We start from the raw sequence: 16,466 nt of genomic DNA on the forward strand, positions 1-16,466 counted from the left end.
TATCGTGCCGGCGTTCTTCTGGTTACCGTCGGTGGCCGTACGGCTGGATCAGCGCAGGTACGGCTAGATTGGCCAGGTGCGTATCGTTCGTTTTGCTCATGCCAAGGGAATGTCGTTCGGCGTCGTGGAGGGTGAGCCGCACGCCGGCCCGGAGGCCCTCACGGTGGCCGAGATCGAGGGGCACCCGTTCGGCGAGATCCGGTTCACCAACGCCCGCTGGGCCTTGGCCGACGTACGGCTCGTCTCGCCGATCCTGCCCAGCAAGGTGGTCGCCGTCGGGCGTAACTACGTCGACCACGCGGCCGAGCTCGGCAACGAGGTACCGGCCGAGCCGCTGCTCTTCCTCAAACCGTCCACCTCGGTGATCGGGCCGCGTGACGCGATCCGGTTGCCGACCCAGTCCAAGCAGGTGGAGCACGAGGCCGAACTGGCGGTGGTGATCGGGGTGACCGGTGCCCGCCGGCTCGACCGGGCCGCCGCCGCGAAGGCGATTTTCGGCTACACCTGCGCGAACGACATCACCGCGCGGGACCTGCAGCGCTCGGACGGCCAGTGGACCCGGGCGAAGGGCTTCGACTCGTTCTGCCCGATCGGCCCGTGGATCGTCACCGGCCTCGACGTGAGCGACGTGGAGGTCCGGTGCGAGGTGGGTCGCAATCCGGCCCAGATGGAGGTACGGCAGCTCGGGCGTACGAAGGACATGGTCTTCGACGTACCGACCCTGGTGTCCTACATCTCACATGTGATGACCCTGCTCCCCGGTGACGTGATCCTGACCGGCACGCCGGCCGGGGTTAGCGAGCTCACCGACGGGGATACCGTCACTGTGCGGATCGACGGGATCGGCGAGCTGTCGAACCCGGTGGTGGCTCTGGACTAGCCGCCCACGCGGCACGTCGGGCGACCCGCCAAGGTTGCTCATCCGCTGGTGGGGGCCGGATCGCATAACCCGATTTGGCCTCTCCCAGCCGGTCCGGTAAAGTCTTTTCACGGCGCGGCAATCAGCGCCGATGGGGTATGGGGTAATTGGCAGCCCAACTGATTCTGGTTCAGTTAGTCTAGGTTCGAGTCCTGGTACCCCAGCTACCGACACCAGATGGTGCCGGTAGCTGGACTCTGATAGAGTTCAGCGGTCCTCCTCGGAGGACAAAGTAAGACAGGTAAGACAAAGGTTCTGGCCCCGTCGTCTAGCGGCCTAGGACGCCGCCCTCTCAAGGCGGTAGCGCGGGTTCGAATCCCGTCGGGGCTACACAGTTCGGAGCCCGTGTCACGCAAGTGGCGCGGGCTATTTTTATTATGCGATGCGGGTCGCCGAGCCGGCGCCACTTTGCTCGGATTTCCCCCACCCTGATCTCGCTGATCGGGCGGCACCCCTGCCTGAAACGTAGGAAGGAGTGGCTGTCCCGGCCGGGACAGCCACTCCTTCGTCTGGACGGTGGCGGGGTGCGCCGCGTGACGGGGTCAGAGGCCGCTGAGGCGTTGGCCGGCGCGGACCACGGCCATCGCGTGCCGGTCACCGGGGCGGCGACCGAGGCGCTCGATCGGGCCGGAGATGCTGACCGAGGCGATTACCCGCCCGGTCCGGTCCCGGATCGGCGCGGAGACGCTCGCCACGCCGGCCTCACGCTCCGCGACGCTCTGCGCCCAGCCCCGGCGGCGTACCTCGGCGAGGGTGCGGCCGGTGAACTTGCACCGGGGGAGCAACGGCATGACCGCCTCCGGGGGCTCCCAGGCGAGCAGAACCTGGGCGGCCGAACCGGCGGTCATCGGCAGCACCGCACCGATCGGTACGGTGTCGCGCAGTCCGCTCGCACGTTCGGCCGCGGCCACGCAGATCCGCTCGTCGGCGCGGCGCAGGTAGAGCTGGGCGCTCTCCCCGGTGGCGTCGCGCAGCGCGGCGAGCAGTGGCTCGGCGGCGGTCAGCAGGACGTCCGGTGCGGCGTTGGCCAGTTCACCCAGGCGCGGACCGGGACGCCAGCGCCCCTGGGTGTCCCGTACCAGCATGCGATGGATCTCCAGGGCCTGTGCCAGCCGATGCGCGGTGGCTCTAGGCAGCTTGGTGCGATCGACGAGTTCGGCCAGGCTGGCGCCGTCCACGCAGGCGGCCAGGATGACCACCGCCTTGTCGAGAACGCCGACACCGCTCATACTGTGTCCCACAAGCCGAAACATACCTCCCAGAATTTAGGATGTCCAGATGGTGGGAGTCACGCCAACACCGTCCTCGCCCAGGACCCTGGCCGAGAAGGTCTGGGACGCTCACGTGGTGCGATCCGCCGAAGGCGAACCTGATCTGCTCTTCATCGACCTGCACCTGCTGCACGAGGTGACGAGCCCTCAGGCCTTCGACGGGCTGCGGATGGCCGGACGCCGGGTCCGGCGTACCGACCTCACGCTCGCGACCGAAGACCACAACACCCCGACCGGGTACGCCGATCCGGAGTTCCGGTCCCGTCGAGGTGACCTGCTCACCATCGACGACCCGACGTCACGTACGCAGATCGAGACCCTGCGCCGCAACTGTGCCGAGTTCGGCGTCAAGCTGCACCCGCTCGGTGACGAGAACCAGGGCATCGTGCACGTGATCGGGCCGCAGCTCGGCCTCACCCAGCCCGGTCTGACCATCGTCTGCGGCGACTCGCACACCGCCACCCACGGCGCGTTCGGCGCGCTCGCCTTCGGCATCGGCACCAGTGAGGTCGAACACGTACTGGCGACCCAGACGCTGCCGCAGTCGCGGCCGAAGACGATGGCGGTCACCGTGACCGGCCAACTCGGCCCCGGCGTCACCGCCAAGGACCTGGTGCTGGCCCTGATCACCCAGGTCGGCACCGGCGGCGGGCGCGGGCACATCGTCGAGTACCGGGGCGAGGCGATCCGGGCGCTCTCCATGGAGGGCCGGATGACCATCGCCAACATGTCGATCGAGTGGGGCGCCAAGGCCGGCATGATCGCGCCGGACGAGACGACCTTCGCCTACCTCAAGGGGCGGCCCAACGCGCCGCAGGGAGCCGACTGGGACGCCGCGGAGGCGTACTGGCGCACGCTCCCCACCGACGAGGGCGCCACCTTCGACACCGAGGTCATCCTCGACGCGAGCCAGATCACCCCGTTCGTCACCTGGGGGACCAACCCGGGACAGGGAGCGGGGCTGGGCGCGACCGTGCCGGACCCGGAGGACTTCGTCACCGAGGCCGAGCAGAGCGCCGCCCGGCGCGCGCTGGAGTACATGGACCTGCGCCCCGGTACGCCGCTGCGTGACGTCCCGGTCGACGTGGTCTTCGTCGGCTCCTGTACCAACGGCCGGCTGGAGGACCTGCGGGCCGCCGCCGACGTGCTGCGCGGGCACACCGTCGCCGACGGCGTACGGATGCTCGTCGTGCCCGGTTCGGCCGCCGTACGCGAGGCCGCCGAGCAGGAGGGCCTGGACAAGGTCTTCATCGACGCGGGGGCCGAGTGGCGCTTCGCCGGCTGCTCCATGTGCCTGGGGATGAACCCCGACACGCTCAAGCCGGGGCAGCGTTCCGCCTCCACCTCCAACCGCAACTTCGAGGGCCGGCAGGGCCGTGGCGGGCGTACCCATCTGGTCTCGCCGCCGGTCGCCGCCGCCACCGCCGTGGTGGGTCGGCTGGCCGCCCCGGCCGATCTGTAGAAGGGCCTGACAGACATGGACAAGTTCACCCTGCACAGCGGTACCGCGGTCCCGTTGCGTCGCTCCAATGTGGATACCGATCAGATCATTCCGGCCGTGTATCTCAAGCGGGTAACCAGATCCGGCTTCGAGGACGGACTCTTCAGTGCCTGGCGTGAAGATCCATCATTCGTACTGAACGATTCCAGTTATTCGGGAGCGTCGATACTATTGGCCGGCCCGGAGTTCGGCACCGGGTCATCGCGCGAGCACGCCGTGTGGGCACTGCGCGACTGGGGATTCCGGGTGGTGATCGCTCCCCGCTTCGGCGACATCTTCCGTGGCAACTCGCTCAAGGAAGGGCTTCTGCCGGTCGAGCTCGAATTGAAGGCCGTCGAAGAATTGTGGGAGCGGGTCGAGGCCGACCCGACCACCCGCATCGACGTCGACCTCACCGCCCGGGAGGTCCGGGCAGGGGAGTCCACCTGGTCGTTCCCGCTCGACGACTTCAGCCGCTGGCGGCTCATGGAGGGCTTGGACGACATAGGACTGACCCTCCGCCACGAGACCAACATCACCGAGTACGAGCAGAACCGGCTTCCCTTCCTGCCGGTGGTGGCATAGCCCACACAGCCCTCCCGAGGCGCCTTTTCGCCCCCACCGGAGTTACGGATTCCTTGCTGTTCTACGCCTTCCGGGCAGCACGGAGCCGCCGGTGGGGGCGAATCCGTTGCGACACAATGGCTTTTTTCCCGCAGATGTTTGTGTCCCGGTGGCACAGGGCATACCGTGCGCGCAGAATGGCTCGCGTTGAGTCCAGTTGCACATACGGGAGGGAAGTCGTGAACAAGGCCGAGCTCATCGAGGCGCTCGCCGCTCGCCTGGGGGACCGGAAGACGGCGACGGCGGCGCTCGACGCGGTCCTCGCCGAGGTTCAGGGGGCGGTCGCCAAGGGGGAAAAGGTGGCGATCACCGGTTTCGGAGTGTTCGAAAAGCGTGTCCGGGGGGCGCGAACAGCGCGGAACCCTCGAACAGGCGAGTCGGTGAAGGTGAAGAAGACATCCGTTCCGGCCTTCCGGCCGGGCGCTGGCTTCAAGGACATGGTGTCGAGCGGCCGGGTGCCGAAGACCACCGCCGCCGCGGCGAAGAAGACCACGGCGGCGGCGACCAAGTCCACCGCCACGGCCACGAAGGCAGCCGCGACGAAGGCAGCCGCCACCAAGACGGCCGCCACGAAGACGGCCGCTACCAAGAAGGCGACGGCCACCAAGAAGGCCGCCCCCGCCAAGACCACCGCCACCAAGGCGGCGGCGAAGAAGACCGCACCGGCGAAGAAGACCGCCGGGGCCAAGAAGACCGCCGCGGCCAAGAAGACCACGGCGGCGAAGAGCACTTCCACCCGCGCCACAGCGGCGAAGAAGGCTCCGGCGAAGAAAGCTCCGGCCAAGAAGGCCGCCGCCCGACGCTGAGCAGAACGCGGTTGCGAGACGCCCACCGGTGTGACCGGTGGGCGTCTTCGTGTCCGGCAGACGTACACGGCAGCGGCGGCAGACGTACGGCGGCAACGGGTGCCGTACCGCGTGTCGTGGCAAGCCACGCCGGCAGACCGTGACCCGCGAAGCGTTGACCGGCCAGCGGAACCGACCGGACAATGGCCCGACCCGTCCGTCCCGCCCCCACGGGAGTACCGGTGCGTCGTTCGGCTTCCCCGTACCTCGCCGCAGCCCTCGGCGTGCTCCTGTTCGTCGACGTACTGCGGGTCTGCCTTCCCTCGATCATCACCACCTTCGGGCAGGCGGCGGCCACCCCGGCCGAACTGATGGGCGCCTTCGCCCTGCTCTGGTTCGTACTCGCGCTCGCGGCGCCGGCACTGTTCCGGACCGTCGGCGCCGACCGGATCGCCCTCGTCGCGGCGCTCACCCTGGTCGGCAGCCGCGCCCTGCTTCCCGCCACCGGCGGCGGACCGGCCCAGCTCTACCTGGCCAGCGTCGGACTGCTCGCCGGACTGGTCTGGCTCGCCGGCCTCGCGGCCAACGCCCCGACCGCCGTACCGGGGCTGGTCGTGGGGCTCGCGGCCGGAACCGTCCTGCACACCGCCCTCGGCACGTACGACCTGGTCTGGCGCGGGCCGGAACAGTACCTGCTGCTCGTACCGGTCGCGGTCGGCTTCGTCGCCGCGCAGCGTACGGTCGGCGGACCCGACCCGGACGGCCCGGCGCGGCCCTGGTTCCTCGTCGGCCCCGCCCTGCTGCTCTGGGGAATGCTCGCCGGCTCACCGGCGCTCGCCGCCACCGGGGCGTCCTACCTGGCCGGTGCGCTCGCCGGCACCGACCGGGTGGCCGTCGTGCCACCGGGTGGGGCGCTGCCGCTCACCGTCCTGGTCGCCGCCGCCGTCGGGCTCTTCCTCGTCACCGGACTCGCCGCGGAACGCCACCGCCCGCCGCGATGGCTCTATCCGGCCGCCCTGGTGCTCGGCACCGCACTGTTCGCCGCCGGCTGGCCACTGGCGCTGCCCGTGGCGATCCCACTCGCCGCCGCCGGACTCGGTGGCTGCCTCGCCCTCGCCAGCACACCGACCGCACCCGCCCCGGCCGGGACAGGTGGTGCTGGGGGGTCCGCTGCGACCACTGGGCCGAACAGCACCAACACGCGGCGGGCGTACGCCACCCTCGCCGGCACCCTGGTCTTCGTGGTCGCCGCGATCGGCTACTACGCCGCCTACGACCTCGGATACCCCAACGGCTGGTTGCCGCTGCTGGTGGCCGTCGTCGTGGCGACGCTGGCGATCCGGGCCCCCGCGCCGGCCGTACCGGTCGAGGGTGTGCCGGTCGGGCCCGTACCCGGGATCGCCGCCGGCCCGACGCGGACGCCGCGTCGACCCTGGTCCCGTTCGGTGGTGGTGGCCGGCACCTCGCTCGCCGTGGTGGCCGGCCTGCTGACCGCGTCGGGCGCCGGCGCCGCCGACCCGTTCGACGGCAACCGGGTACGCCTGGTCGCCTACAACATCCGCATGGGCTTCGGTCTCGACGGCCGGTTCGACCTGCCCGACCTCACCCGGACCATCGCCGGGCAGCGCCCCGACGTGGTGGTGCTGAGCGAGGTCGACCGGGCCTGGCTGCTCAACGGTGGGCACGACACCCTCGCCCTGCTCGCCGCGCGACTCGACATGGGTTACCACTTCGCCCCGGCGGCCGACCCGGTCTGGGGCGACGCCGTGCTGACCCGGCTGCCGGTCGACTCCGCCGGTACGGTCGCCCTGCCCGCCGTGGGTGCGCCGACCGGGGCGCAGGCGCTCGGTGTGGTGCTCCGGGTCGGCGACCGTGAACTGGTGGTCGTCTCCACCCACCTACAGCCGCCACCCGACGGCGGCCCGGTCGAGCAGGCCCGTACGGTAGCCCGCTACGCCGCTGAGCTGGCCGCTGGCAGGCCATTGGTGCTGGCCGGGGACCTGAACACCCAGCCGGGGGAGCCGGCGTTCCAGGCCCTGCTGGAGCGGGGACTGACCGACGCGCTCGCCGCCGACCGGCCACTGCCGACGAGTCCCGCCGACCGCCCGGTGGAGCAGATCGACCACGTACTCGTCTCGGACGGGCTGGCCCCGAGCGACATCACCGCCGTACCCGGCACCGCCTCCGACCACCTCGCCGTCGCTCTCACCCTGACCCTCCCCCTTGGGTGAAGGAAGGGCCCCTTATTAACGCTATAGCGTTAATAAGGGGCCCTTCCTTACAGGCGGGTGGCGCTGGTGAGGTGGTCGGTGGTGAAGGCGAGCAGCCAGCCCTCGCCCTTGGGGGTGCGGTAGTCGTCGGAGGCGCCGGTCAGGTGCTCCAGCGCGCCCGGAATCACCTTGCCCTGGCCGGAGATCACGACCGTACGGCCGGTCGCGGCCAACTCGGCCATCCGGGCCGCGCCGGCCAGTGCGCACTCGGACACGTCCTGCCCCGGTTTCGGTTCGTCGAAGTGGGAGTCGACCTCGATCGGCAGGTCGAGGAGGGCGGCCAGCGGTTCCAGCGTCTGCACGCAGCGCCGCGCCGACGCCGACCAGAGCCCCTCCGGGCGTAGCAGGGCGGCCAGCGTCGCCACCTGCCCCGCCTGGACCAGCCCCGCCGGGTCCAGCGGCCGGGCGGTGTCCGGTCCGGACCAGGTGGCCCGGTTGCCGGCCCGCGCGTGCCGGAACACGGCCAGTACCGCGGTCACCGGTGGCAGGTCGGCGAACTCGCGCAGCACCCACACGTCGTGCGGGTACGTCACCAGCCCGATCGCCTCCTCCACCGGCAACCAGCGGATGTCGTCCACCTCGGTCTCCGGCTCGAACCCGCCCGCGCCGACCGCCCGCATCGCCCAGTAGTCGACCACCTTCGGCCGGCCGTCGCTGAAGTAGCGCACGCTGCGCAGCCGGGCCTGCGGCACCGCCCGTACGTCGGCCTCCTCGGCGATCTCACGTACGGCGGCGGCCAGCGGATGCTCGTGCGGCTCCAACTTGCCCTTCGGCAACGACCAGTCGTTGTAGCGGGGCCGGTGCACCAGACAGACCTCGACGCCCCGGTCGGACGGGCGCCAGACGACGCCGCCCGCCGCCCGGATCTCGCTCATCACAGCCAACTCGTCCGGCTTCCCTTGGTGGTGTCGCGCCAGGCGGCGGGGAAGGCCGCCCGGACCGCGCGGATGCTGGCCCGTTCCCGTTCGGCCAACCGTCCGGCGGTCACCGCGAGCGCGTGGTCGGTCGGGTCGGCCGCCGCCACCTCGAGCCAGGTCTCGGCGGCCACCGCGGCGTCCTGGTGCTCGCCGAGCAGTTCCTGCACCCGGGAGAGGGACTTGGCGAGCTTTCGGGCGTCGCCACCGAGCACCGGGGCGACGGCGTCGACCGCGTACCGGGCCTTCTTGCCGTTGATCCGTACCGCGTGCCAGCGCGGGTCCGGGGCGAGCGGGTCGAGGTCGGCGGCGGCGTCGGCACCCTTGCCGCCCCGGGCCAGCCGGCGCCACGGTTTCGCGACCAGCGGGGGGAGCACCTTCGTCGCCGGCCCCTCGGCCGCGTCGGTGAGCCGTGGTGCACGTGCCGCTTCGACCAGCGCCTCGACCAGAGCGGTGTACCGCTCCGAGGTGAGCGCCTCGTCGACCGAGGCCAGGGCCTGGTCGTGCCGTCGGACGAGCACCGCGTCGATCCGCTCCACCGCGTCGGAGTCGAGCGGGCTGAGCGGGTCGGCGGCGGCCGTCACGTGCAGCCGCTCCCGCAGCACCTCCGCGTCCCGGGCGGCGCCGAGCACGTCGGCGAGCCACTTCAGCTCGTCGCGCAGCGGGCCGACCCAGTCCCGTCGCAGCAGCGACCGGAAGGTCCGCAGGTCGCTGCGGAGCCGCCGGCAGCCGACCCGCATCTGGTGTACGGCGGTGTCGTCGTCACCGACCGGTGCGCGTAACCGGACCAGCGGGTCATGCGCCAGCACCCGGCCGACGCCACGGCGGATCGCGTTTGTCACCACGTCGGCGGCGCTCGGCTTGCCGGGCAGTTCGGTCGGGGCGACCAGATCCGGTGCACCCGCCGCCGCCTTGCCCAGGGCGCGTACGTGCTTCGGGGTGAAATCACCCGCGACCGCGCCCGCGTCGCGCAGCACCGACTCCACCCGGTCGAGCAGTTCCCGGTCACCGCCCTTGCGTTCGACCTCGACCTCGCGGAACCGGGACCGTACCCGCTCCCCGTCCAGCACCGAGACGGCGTCGTCGGCGATCTCGGCGAGCACGTGGTCCGAACCGTCGCGCAGCTCGTACGCGTGCCGCACGGTCCGGACCACGGCGGCCGGCGCCAGTGGCGCGGACCGGGAGTAGGCCGTGACGAGCCTGATCAGCTCCGTCGGGGTCTCCCGGCGTTTGCCCACCCGGGAGATCTCGTGCCGGGTGCCCGGCACGTCGGCCGGGAGCTTGACCGTCCACGGCAGCGGATCACCCTTGCGGTGCCGCAGCGAGACACCGGCGCGGGCCAGCCGCAGGTCGGCGGTGTCGAGGTAGGTGGCGGTGAGGGTGACCGGGGGTAGTCGCACCACCCGGCCACCGGGCGGCACGCTGCTGGTCAGGTCCGGCAGCGTGAAATCCTTGTCGACCTCGTACTTGCGCTCCTCCTCCAGCATCCGGCAAGCCTATCCACGCCGGTCGCCGCCGCGCCTATTTCGCGGTTCGCGCCACCCGCCGCAGCATCGCGTCCTGGAAGTCGACCAGGGGCCGGTCCGCCGTTCCGGCCCGCCGGCTCCAGGTGCCGTCCGGGTGCAGTTCGAACGAGGCGACCTCGTCGCTCATCGCGGTGCTCAGCACCTGGTCCAGTTCGGCCCGCGCGACCGGGTCGGTGACCTGCACCAGCGCCTCCACCCGGCGGTCGAGGTTGCGGTGCATCAGGTCGGCCGAGCCGATCCAGAACTCGGCCGAGCCGGCCCCGTTCGCGATCGGCCGCCCACCGGCCGCCGCCCCGGCGGCGAGCTGGCCGCCGCCGTTGCCGAACCGGAAGACCCGGGAATGTTCGAGGAACCGGCCGAGGATCGAGCGGACCCGGATGTTGTCCGAGAGACCGGGTACGCCGGGCCGCAGCGTGCACATGCCGCGGATCATCAGGTCGACGTGGACCCCGGCCCGGGAGGCGCGGTACAGCGCGTCCACGATCTCCTCGTCGACCAACGAGTTGACCTTGATCTGGACCAGGCTCGGTACGCCGAGCGCGGCGTGCGCGATCTCCCGGTCGATCCGCTCGATGATGCCGCTGCGTACGCCCTCCGGGGCGACCAGCAGTCGCCGGAACCGGGTCTGCCGGCTGTAGCCGGTCAGCACGTTGAACAGGTCGGTCAGGTCCGCACCGACCTCGGGGTCGGCGGTGAGCATGCCGAAGTCCTCGTAGAGCCGGGCCGTCTTCGGGTGGTAGTTGCCGGTGCCGATGTGGCAGTAGCGGCGGATCTGGTTCCCCTCCTGCCGTACCACCAGCGCGGTCTTGCAGTGTGTCTTCAGCCCGACCAGGCCGTACACCACGTGGCAGCCGGCCCGCTCCAGCACCCGGGCCCAGCCGATGTTCGCCACCTCGTCGAACCGGGCCTTCACCTCGACCAGCACCACCACCTGCTTGCCGGCGGCGGCGGCCTCGATCAGCGCGTCCACGATCGGGGAGTCGCCGCTGGTCCGGTAGAGGGTCTGCTTGATGGCGAGGACGTTCGGGTCGGCCGCGGCCTGCTCGATGAAGCGCTGCACGCTGGTCGCGAACGAGTGGTACGGGTGGTGCACCAGGATGTCGCCGTCGCGCAGGGTGGAGAAGACACTGCGCGGCACCTCGCCCTCGACCAGCCGGGGGTGGGTGGCCGGCACGAACGGGCGTTCCTTGAGCTCGGGCCGGTCGCACTCGTTGTAGATCTGCCAGAGCGAGGAGAGATCCAGCAGCCCCGGCACCCGCAACACGTCCTGGTCGTCCATGTCGAGTTCCCGGACCAGCAGGTCGAGTACGTGGTCGGAGATGGACGAGGCGACCTCCAGGCGTACCGGGGGGCCGAAGCGGCGCCGGGCGAGTTCGCGTTCCAGCGCCTGCAACAGGTCCTCGTCGCGGTCCTCGTCGACCTCGACCTCGGCGTTGCGGGTGATCCGGAACAGGTGGCACTCGGCCACGGTCATACCCGGGAAGAGCTGGTTCAGGTGGGCCGCGATCAGGTCTTCCAGCGGCAGGAAGCGCATCCCCGGGCCGCCCCGTTCGACCCGTACGAACCGGGGCACGTTGTTCGGCACCTTCACCCGGGCGAAGAGTTCCGGTCCGCCGTCGGGGTCGCGTACCGCCACGGCCAGGTTCAGCGACCGGCTGGAGATGTACGGGAACGGGTGGGCCGGGTCGACCGCGAGCGGGGTGAGGACCGGGAAGATGTGCTCCCGGAAGTAGGTGCGCAGCCGTTCCCGCTCCGGGGTGGGCAGTTCGGCCCAGCGGATCAGGTGGATGTCGGCGGCGGCCAGCCGGGGCACCACGTCGTCGACGAAGCAGCCAGCGTGCCGGGCGACCAGGTCGGCGGTCTTCTCCGAGATCAGGTCCAACTGGGTACGCAGCGGCAGCCGGTCCCCGCCGCGCAGCGGTAGCCCGGCCTGTAGCCGGCGCTTCAGGCCGGCGATCCGCACCATGTAGAACTCGTCCAGGTTGCTGGCGAAGATGGCCAGGAACTTGGCGCGTTCGAGCAGTGGGGTGGACTGGTCCTCGGCGAGGGCGAGGACCCGGGCGTTGAAGTCCAGCCAGGAGAGTTCCCGGTTGAGGAAGCGGTCCTCGGGCAGGGGCTCGGCCGTCGGCGGCGGGCCGTCGACCGGTGGTGGTGGCTCCCCGTTGCCGGTGCCGTCGTCAGGGCCGGTGCCGGTAGCGGAACCGGTGTCGCCGCCGGTCTCGGCGCCGTGGCCGTTGCCGTTGTCGTGCACGGTGTCGTCGGGGGCGGTGACACCGTCGCCGGGCAGCCGGACGAACCGCCCGTTCGACCCACGTTGGGGCGAACCGGGTGGAGTGGCCTGTTCGGCGTCCGGCACCGTCGTACGGGGAGGGCTGCTCTTCGCGCGGCGGGTCGACTGGGGGCGGGGGTGGGCGGGCGGGGTGCTCACGGCTTCATCATTGCCCGAACCGGGTGAACGCAAAATGAACTTGGCGTCTTCTGATCACGAGAAGTCGGACAATGCGCGCGGTGGACCGGCGATCCGACCGGATCATGGGATTGGTCACACCAGGCCGGGCAGGGTGATCCGGACTACCTCACCAGACTCGCCGTGATCGATGCGCACCCGCTGGCCGAGCCGGAGCAGGCGCAGCCCCGACGCGTCGAACGCCACCGCCGGAAAGGCGAGTTCGGTGCCGTCGTCGAGGAGGAGAGTGCCGGACCGCGTCTGTGGGTCGTACGTCGCCACCGTGCCCTGCATGCCCAGCACCGTACACCGGGGTCGGCCCGCGCGAACCCGCAACTGCGCGTACGCCGCGACGCTCAGGCGGTGTCCGGGTCGGCGGCGACCAGCGCGGCGGCGGCCGGGGCGAAGAGTTCGGCGGTGTACCGGCCGAGGCCGAGCGCGGCGGCGGCGAGCAGGTCGGCCCGGGTGTCCACGTCCCGGCGCACCGTCGGACCGACGTCGGCCAGGGCGAGCGCCCCGGACGCGGCGTGGGCCGCCGCCGACGGGCCGCCGAAGCGCGGATCCAGCGGCACCCCGGCCGGGGCGAGCAGCAGCACGGTGCCGGTGCCGGGGGCGTCGGCGGCGAAGCGGCGCACCCGGGGCGGGCCGGCCGCCGCCGCCCGCAGCGCGGCGGTGAGTTCCGCCGGGCGCAGTGCCGGCAGATCGGCGGTGAGTGCCACCACGCCGCCGTCGACCAGCGACGCACCACGGGAAAAGGCCGGGTTCAGGCCGCCGGCCGGTGGGTCCGGCGTGACCCGGGCACCGAGCGCGCGCAGCGCCCGACCGGCGACTATGTCGTCGGTCACGACCAGCACCTCGCGCACCGGTGGGCTGGCGAGCGCGGCGCTCACCGTGTCGAGCGCCAACGCCAGCGCCAGCGGCTCGTGCGGCACCCCGGGAAGGGCGCCACGCAGGCGACTCTTGGCCGCGCTCAGCCGCTTCAGTGGCACCACCACGGTCCACGTCGGTTCGGTCACCGGATAATCCTGCCAGCCGGCAGACGTCGGCCCCTCGCTGGCCGTACCCGGGGCGAGCAGGCATGATTTCGCTGCGGGCCGGGGTGGTGGCGGCAACGGGGCGGCTGGTGCCCGAGGGCCCGGGTACAACGAGGAGGGCATAGTGGCACGGCGGAGGCTGGGGTTCTGGCGGCGGTTCGCCATCGCGTTGGTGAAGCCCGCGATGCGGGTCTGGACCCGGCGGACCTGGACCGGCATGGAGCACGTGCCGACCTCCGGCGGGGTCATCATCGTGCCGAACCACATCTCGCACGCCGACCCGTTGGTGGTCGCGCACTACATCAACGACACCGGACGGTGGCCGCAGTTCCTCGGCAAGGCCAGCATCTTCCGCGTACCGGTGGTCGGTTACATCCTGCTCCGGTGCCGGCAGATCCCGGTGGAGCGCGGCAGCATCGACGCCGCCCGGTCGCTGGAAACCCTGGTCGCGGCGGTCAAGGACGGCGGCGCAGTGGTGATCTACCCGGAGGGCACCACCACCCGGGAACCCGAACTGTGGCCGATGCGCGGCAAGACCGGCGCGGCCCGGCTCGCCCTCACCACCGGTGCCCCGGTCGTGCCGATCGCCATCTGGGGCGCACAGCGGTTGTTCGACCCGCGCAGCGGCAAGCTCAGCCTGCGCCCCCGGATCCCGGTCTCGGTCCACGCCGGTCCGCCGGTCGACCTGAGCCGCTGGGCGGGTGCGGCGCCGACCAGAACGGTGCTGGACGAGATGACCAACGAGATCATGCTGCGCCTGCGTGACCAGCTGGCCGAGATCCGTGGCGGCACGCCGCCGCCGATCTACTCGCCCAACGGCCACCGCCCGGGCGACGCCGTCGCCGCGGAACCGGCCGTCGGCGAGACCGACGACCGCCGTGGGGACACCGCGTGAGCGGCCACGCCGTTGTCCTCGGCGCCGGCTCCTGGGGTACGGCCTTCGCCAAGGTGCTCGCCGACGCCGGCCGGGACGTGACCATCTGGGCCCGCCGTGAGTCCGTGGTCAACACCATCCGGGAAACCGGTCGCAACTCCGAGTACCTGCCCGAGCTGCGGTTGCCGCACCGGGTCACCGCCACCGGCGACGCCTCGGCCGCGATCGCCGGCGCGGACCTGGTGGTGCTCGCCGTACCGTCGCAGACGCTGCGCGGCAACCTGGCCGACTGGGCCGCCTTCATCGACCGTGACGCCACCCTGGTCTCGTTGATGAAGGGGATCGAGCTGGGCACCACCAAGCGGATGAGCCAGGTGATCGTGGAGACGGCCGGGGTGGCCGAGGACCGGGTGGCGGTCGTCTCCGGCCCCAACCTGGCCGCCGAGATCGCCGCCGAGCAACCGGCCGCGACCGTGGTGGCCTGCACCGACATGGACCGGGCGACGTTGGTCCAGGCATCGGTGTCCACCCCCTACTTCCGGCCCTACACCAACGACGACGTGATCGGGTGTGAACTCGGCGGCGCGGTGAAGAACGTGATCGCGCTCGCGTACGGCATGGCGACCGCGATGGGACTCGGTGACAACACCAAGGCCACGCTGATCACCCGGGGGCTGGCCGAGACCGCCCGGCTCGGGGTGGCGCTCGGTGCCGACCCGCTCACCTTCGCCGGCCTCGCCGGCATGGGCGACCTGGTCGCCACCTGCTCGTCGCCGCTGTCGCGCAACCGGACCTTCGGCGAGCACCTGGGGCGTGGGGAGACGCTCGAACAGGCGCAGACGGCGACCAGGCAGACCGCCGAGGGGGTCAAGAGCTGCCTGGCGATCCGGGACCTGTCCCGGATGCACGGGGTCGAGATGCCGATCACCGAGCAGGTCGAGCTGGTCTGCCACGAGGGCGCCAACCCGCGACTGGCGATGGCCGCGCTGATGAGCCGCAAACCGAGGCCCGAATGAGCACCGAACCCCCGACCCCGGCTGGAGTGGCGATGAACGACGAGCACGATCCCCGGCCCGGCGACAGCTCCGGGGCCGAAGCCGGCTCCTGGCACGGCTACGGCGACGGCACCAGGAGCGTGCACGCCGGGCTGCCGGCGCCCGAGCCGGGCCAGCCGTTCCTGCCCGGCCCGGTCTTCGCCGCGCCGTACCACCTCGACCCGGCGGCCGGTCAGGGGACGAACCCGAACGGGTACGGCCGACCGGACAACCCCACCCGGCGGGCCCTGGAGGCGGCGATCGGTGAGCTGGAGGGGGGCGACTGCCTCGCCTTCTCCAGCGGACAGGCGGCGATCAGCGCGCTGCTGCTCGCGGTGCTGCGTCCGGGCGACGGCGTGGTGCTTCCCACCGACGGCTACTTCCCGGTCCGGTCCTTCGCCACCGAGACCCTCGCCCCGATGGGGGTACGGGTCCAGTTCGCGCCGACGGCCGGACCGTACCCGTCGTTCGAGGGGGTACGGCTGCTGCTGCTGGAGACGCCGGCCAATCCCGGACTCGACGTCTGCGACGTGGCCGAACTGGCCGAGCGGGCGCACGCCGCGGGGGCTCTCGTCGCGGTCGACAACACCACCGCCACCCCGCTCGGTCAGCGTCCGCTCGATCTTGGCGCGGACCTGGTCGTGGCCTCCGGCACCAAGGCGCTGACCGGCCACTCCGACCTGCTCCTCGGTTACCTGGCGACCCGCTCCGCCGAACTGCTCGGCACGCTGCGGTCCTGGCGGGCCACCACCGGTTCGGTGCCGGGTGCGTTCGACGCGTGGCTGGCCCACCGGTCGCTGGCCACACTCGACCTGCGGCTGGCCCGGCAGAGCGCCAACGCGGCGGCGGTGGCGGCGGCGTTGAGCCAGCGGGCCGACGTCACCGGCCTGCGGTGGCCGGGGCTGGTGGACGACCCGGCGTACCCGGTGGCGAGCCGGCAGATGCACCGGGTGCCCGGTGTGCTCTCGTTCGACCTGGGCGACGCCGACCGGGTGGCCCGGTTCCTGCGCGCCTCCCGGCTGGTCTTCGCCGCGACGTCCTTCGGTGGCCTGCACACCAGCGCGGATCGGCGGGCCCAGTGGGGTGACGACACCCCGGACGGTTTTGTCCGGCTCTCCTGCGGTGTGGAGGACGGCGCCGACCTGGTCGCGGACATCACGGCGGCGCTCGACGCGTCCGCCTGAGCGGCCCGGCGTACGGGTCCGGACCGGACGCACGTCTGACCCCGGGGGACGCGGATGCGGCATGGCGGAAGCCCCGATCGAAGGTGATCGGGGCTTCCGGGTGAC

The 16,466-nt window shown here is 71.8% G+C and carries 14 protein-coding genes and 2 tRNA genes; 10 read left to right on the forward strand and 6 right to left on the reverse strand.

Annotation, left to right across the window (positions count from 1 at the left end; all coding sequences use genetic code 11):
* Nucleotides 1-76 precede the first annotated feature (76 nt).
* The 3 genes from BDK92_RS25075 (at nt 77) to BDK92_RS25085 (ending at nt 1,249) form a co-directional block, all read left to right on the forward strand.
* Complete coding sequence (locus BDK92_RS25075; RefSeq protein ID WP_121158912.1) at nt 77-880, forward strand: fumarylacetoacetate hydrolase family protein; 804 nt, start codon at nt 77-79, stop codon at nt 878-880.
* A gap of 131 nt (nt 881-1,011) precedes the next feature.
* A tRNA-Gln gene (locus BDK92_RS25080) sits at nt 1,012-1,083 on the forward strand.
* A gap of 93 nt (nt 1,084-1,176) precedes the next feature.
* Nucleotides 1,177-1,249 (forward strand) — tRNA-Glu (locus tag BDK92_RS25085).
* Nucleotides 1,250-1,461: 212 nt separating this feature from the next.
* Here BDK92_RS25085 and BDK92_RS25090 read toward each other — a convergent pair.
* Nucleotides 1,462-2,148: an IclR family transcriptional regulator gene (locus BDK92_RS25090; protein ID WP_121158913.1), complete on the reverse strand. Its 687-nt coding sequence runs from the start codon at nt 2,146-2,148 to the stop codon at nt 1,462-1,464.
* A 49-nt stretch (nt 2,149-2,197) separates the two neighbouring features.
* Between BDK92_RS25090 and leuC the strand changes: the two genes are divergently transcribed.
* The 4 genes from leuC (at nt 2,198) to BDK92_RS25110 (ending at nt 7,310) form a co-directional block, all read left to right on the forward strand.
* The gene (leuC, locus tag BDK92_RS25095; protein WP_121158914.1) at nt 2,198-3,652 is read left to right on the forward strand and encodes a 3-isopropylmalate dehydratase large subunit; all 1,455 of its coding nucleotides are present in this window, start codon (nt 2,198-2,200) and stop codon (nt 3,650-3,652) included.
* 15 nt (nt 3,653-3,667) lie between these two features.
* Complete coding sequence (gene leuD, locus BDK92_RS25100) at nt 3,668-4,255, forward strand: 3-isopropylmalate dehydratase small subunit (RefSeq protein WP_121158915.1); 588 nt, start codon at nt 3,668-3,670, stop codon at nt 4,253-4,255.
* Nucleotides 4,256-4,473: 218 nt separating this feature from the next.
* Nucleotides 4,474-5,100, forward strand: coding sequence for an HU family DNA-binding protein (locus BDK92_RS25105; RefSeq protein WP_121158916.1), 627 nt, complete (start codon nt 4,474-4,476; stop codon nt 5,098-5,100).
* A gap of 221 nt (nt 5,101-5,321) precedes the next feature.
* Complete coding sequence (locus BDK92_RS25110; RefSeq protein WP_246017234.1) at nt 5,322-7,310, forward strand: endonuclease/exonuclease/phosphatase family protein; 1,989 nt, start codon at nt 5,322-5,324, stop codon at nt 7,308-7,310.
* Nucleotides 7,311-7,357: 47 nt separating this feature from the next.
* Here the strand turns inward: BDK92_RS25110 and BDK92_RS25115 are convergent, their stop codons facing one another.
* The 5 genes from BDK92_RS25115 to cofC form a co-directional block, all read right to left on the reverse strand.
* Nucleotides 7,358-8,224 carry an NUDIX hydrolase gene (locus tag BDK92_RS25115; protein WP_121158918.1) on the reverse strand — a complete coding sequence of 289 codons (867 nt, stop codon included), beginning with the start codon at nt 8,222-8,224 and terminating at the stop codon, nt 7,358-7,360.
* A complete protein-coding gene (locus BDK92_RS25120) occupies nt 8,224-9,750 on the reverse strand; it encodes a CYTH and CHAD domain-containing protein (RefSeq protein WP_121158919.1) in 1,527 nt (508 codons plus the stop codon). The genes BDK92_RS25115 and BDK92_RS25120 overlap by 1 nt, the downstream gene beginning before the upstream one ends.
* A 34-nt stretch (nt 9,751-9,784) precedes the next feature.
* Nucleotides 9,785-12,217: an RNA degradosome polyphosphate kinase gene (locus BDK92_RS25125; RefSeq protein WP_425462256.1), complete on the reverse strand. Its 2,433-nt coding sequence runs from the start codon at nt 12,215-12,217 to the stop codon at nt 9,785-9,787.
* A 114-nt stretch (nt 12,218-12,331) separates the two neighbouring features.
* A complete protein-coding gene (locus BDK92_RS25130) occupies nt 12,332-12,529 on the reverse strand; it encodes a cold-shock protein (protein ID WP_121162556.1) in 198 nt (65 codons plus the stop codon).
* Between the two features lie 62 nt (nt 12,530-12,591).
* Nucleotides 12,592-13,251: a 2-phospho-L-lactate guanylyltransferase gene (cofC, locus tag BDK92_RS25135; RefSeq protein WP_246017235.1), complete on the reverse strand. Its 660-nt coding sequence runs from the start codon at nt 13,249-13,251 to the stop codon at nt 12,592-12,594.
* 142 nt (nt 13,252-13,393) lie between these two features.
* On the opposite strand from cofC, the gene BDK92_RS25140 reads away from it, so the two are divergent.
* The 3 genes from BDK92_RS25140 to BDK92_RS25150 are packed head-to-tail and all read left to right on the forward strand — an operon-like array spanning nt 13,394 to nt 16,361.
* Nucleotides 13,394-14,164, forward strand: a complete 771-nt coding sequence (locus BDK92_RS25140; RefSeq protein ID WP_121158922.1) for a lysophospholipid acyltransferase family protein — start codon at nt 13,394-13,396, stop codon at nt 14,162-14,164.
* Nucleotides 14,161-15,159 (forward strand): NAD(P)H-dependent glycerol-3-phosphate dehydrogenase, encoded by a 999-nt coding sequence (locus tag BDK92_RS25145; RefSeq protein WP_121158923.1) that lies wholly within the window; start codon nt 14,161-14,163, stop codon nt 15,157-15,159. The genes BDK92_RS25140 and BDK92_RS25145 overlap by 4 nt, the downstream gene beginning before the upstream one ends.
* The gene (locus tag BDK92_RS25150; RefSeq protein ID WP_246017236.1) at nt 15,156-16,361 is read left to right on the forward strand and encodes a cystathionine gamma-lyase; all 1,206 of its coding nucleotides are present in this window, start codon (nt 15,156-15,158) and stop codon (nt 16,359-16,361) included. The genes BDK92_RS25145 and BDK92_RS25150 overlap by 4 nt, the downstream gene beginning before the upstream one ends.
* Nucleotides 16,362-16,466 lie beyond the last annotated feature (105 nt).

The organism is Micromonospora pisi (genome assembly GCF_003633685.1).
GTDB lineage: Bacteria > Actinomycetota > Actinomycetes > Mycobacteriales > Micromonosporaceae > Micromonospora_G > Micromonospora_G pisi.

Excerpts from the sequence above, each read along its gene's own strand:
- leuD (WP_121158915.1), top strand. The coding sequence starts at position 3,668 with ATGGACAAGTTCACCCTGCACAGCGGTACCGCGGTCCCGTTGCGTCGC.
- BDK92_RS25120 (WP_121158919.1), bottom strand. The coding sequence starts at position 9,750 with ATGCTGGAGGAGGAGCGCAAGTACGAGGTCGACAAGGATTTCACGCTG.
- BDK92_RS25115 (WP_121158918.1), bottom strand. The coding sequence starts at position 8,224 with ATGAGCGAGATCCGGGCGGCGGGCGGCGTCGTCTGGCGCCCGTCCGAC.
- leuC (WP_121158914.1), top strand. The coding sequence starts at position 2,198 with ATGGTGGGAGTCACGCCAACACCGTCCTCGCCCAGGACCCTGGCCGAG.
- BDK92_RS25090 (WP_121158913.1), bottom strand. The coding sequence starts at position 2,148 with ATGAGCGGTGTCGGCGTTCTCGACAAGGCGGTGGTCATCCTGGCCGCC.
- BDK92_RS25150 (WP_246017236.1), top strand. The coding sequence starts at position 15,156 with ATGAGCACCGAACCCCCGACCCCGGCTGGAGTGGCGATGAACGACGAG.
- BDK92_RS25130 (WP_121162556.1), bottom strand. The coding sequence starts at position 12,529 with ATGCAGGGCACGGTGGCGACGTACGACCCACAGACGCGGTCCGGCACT.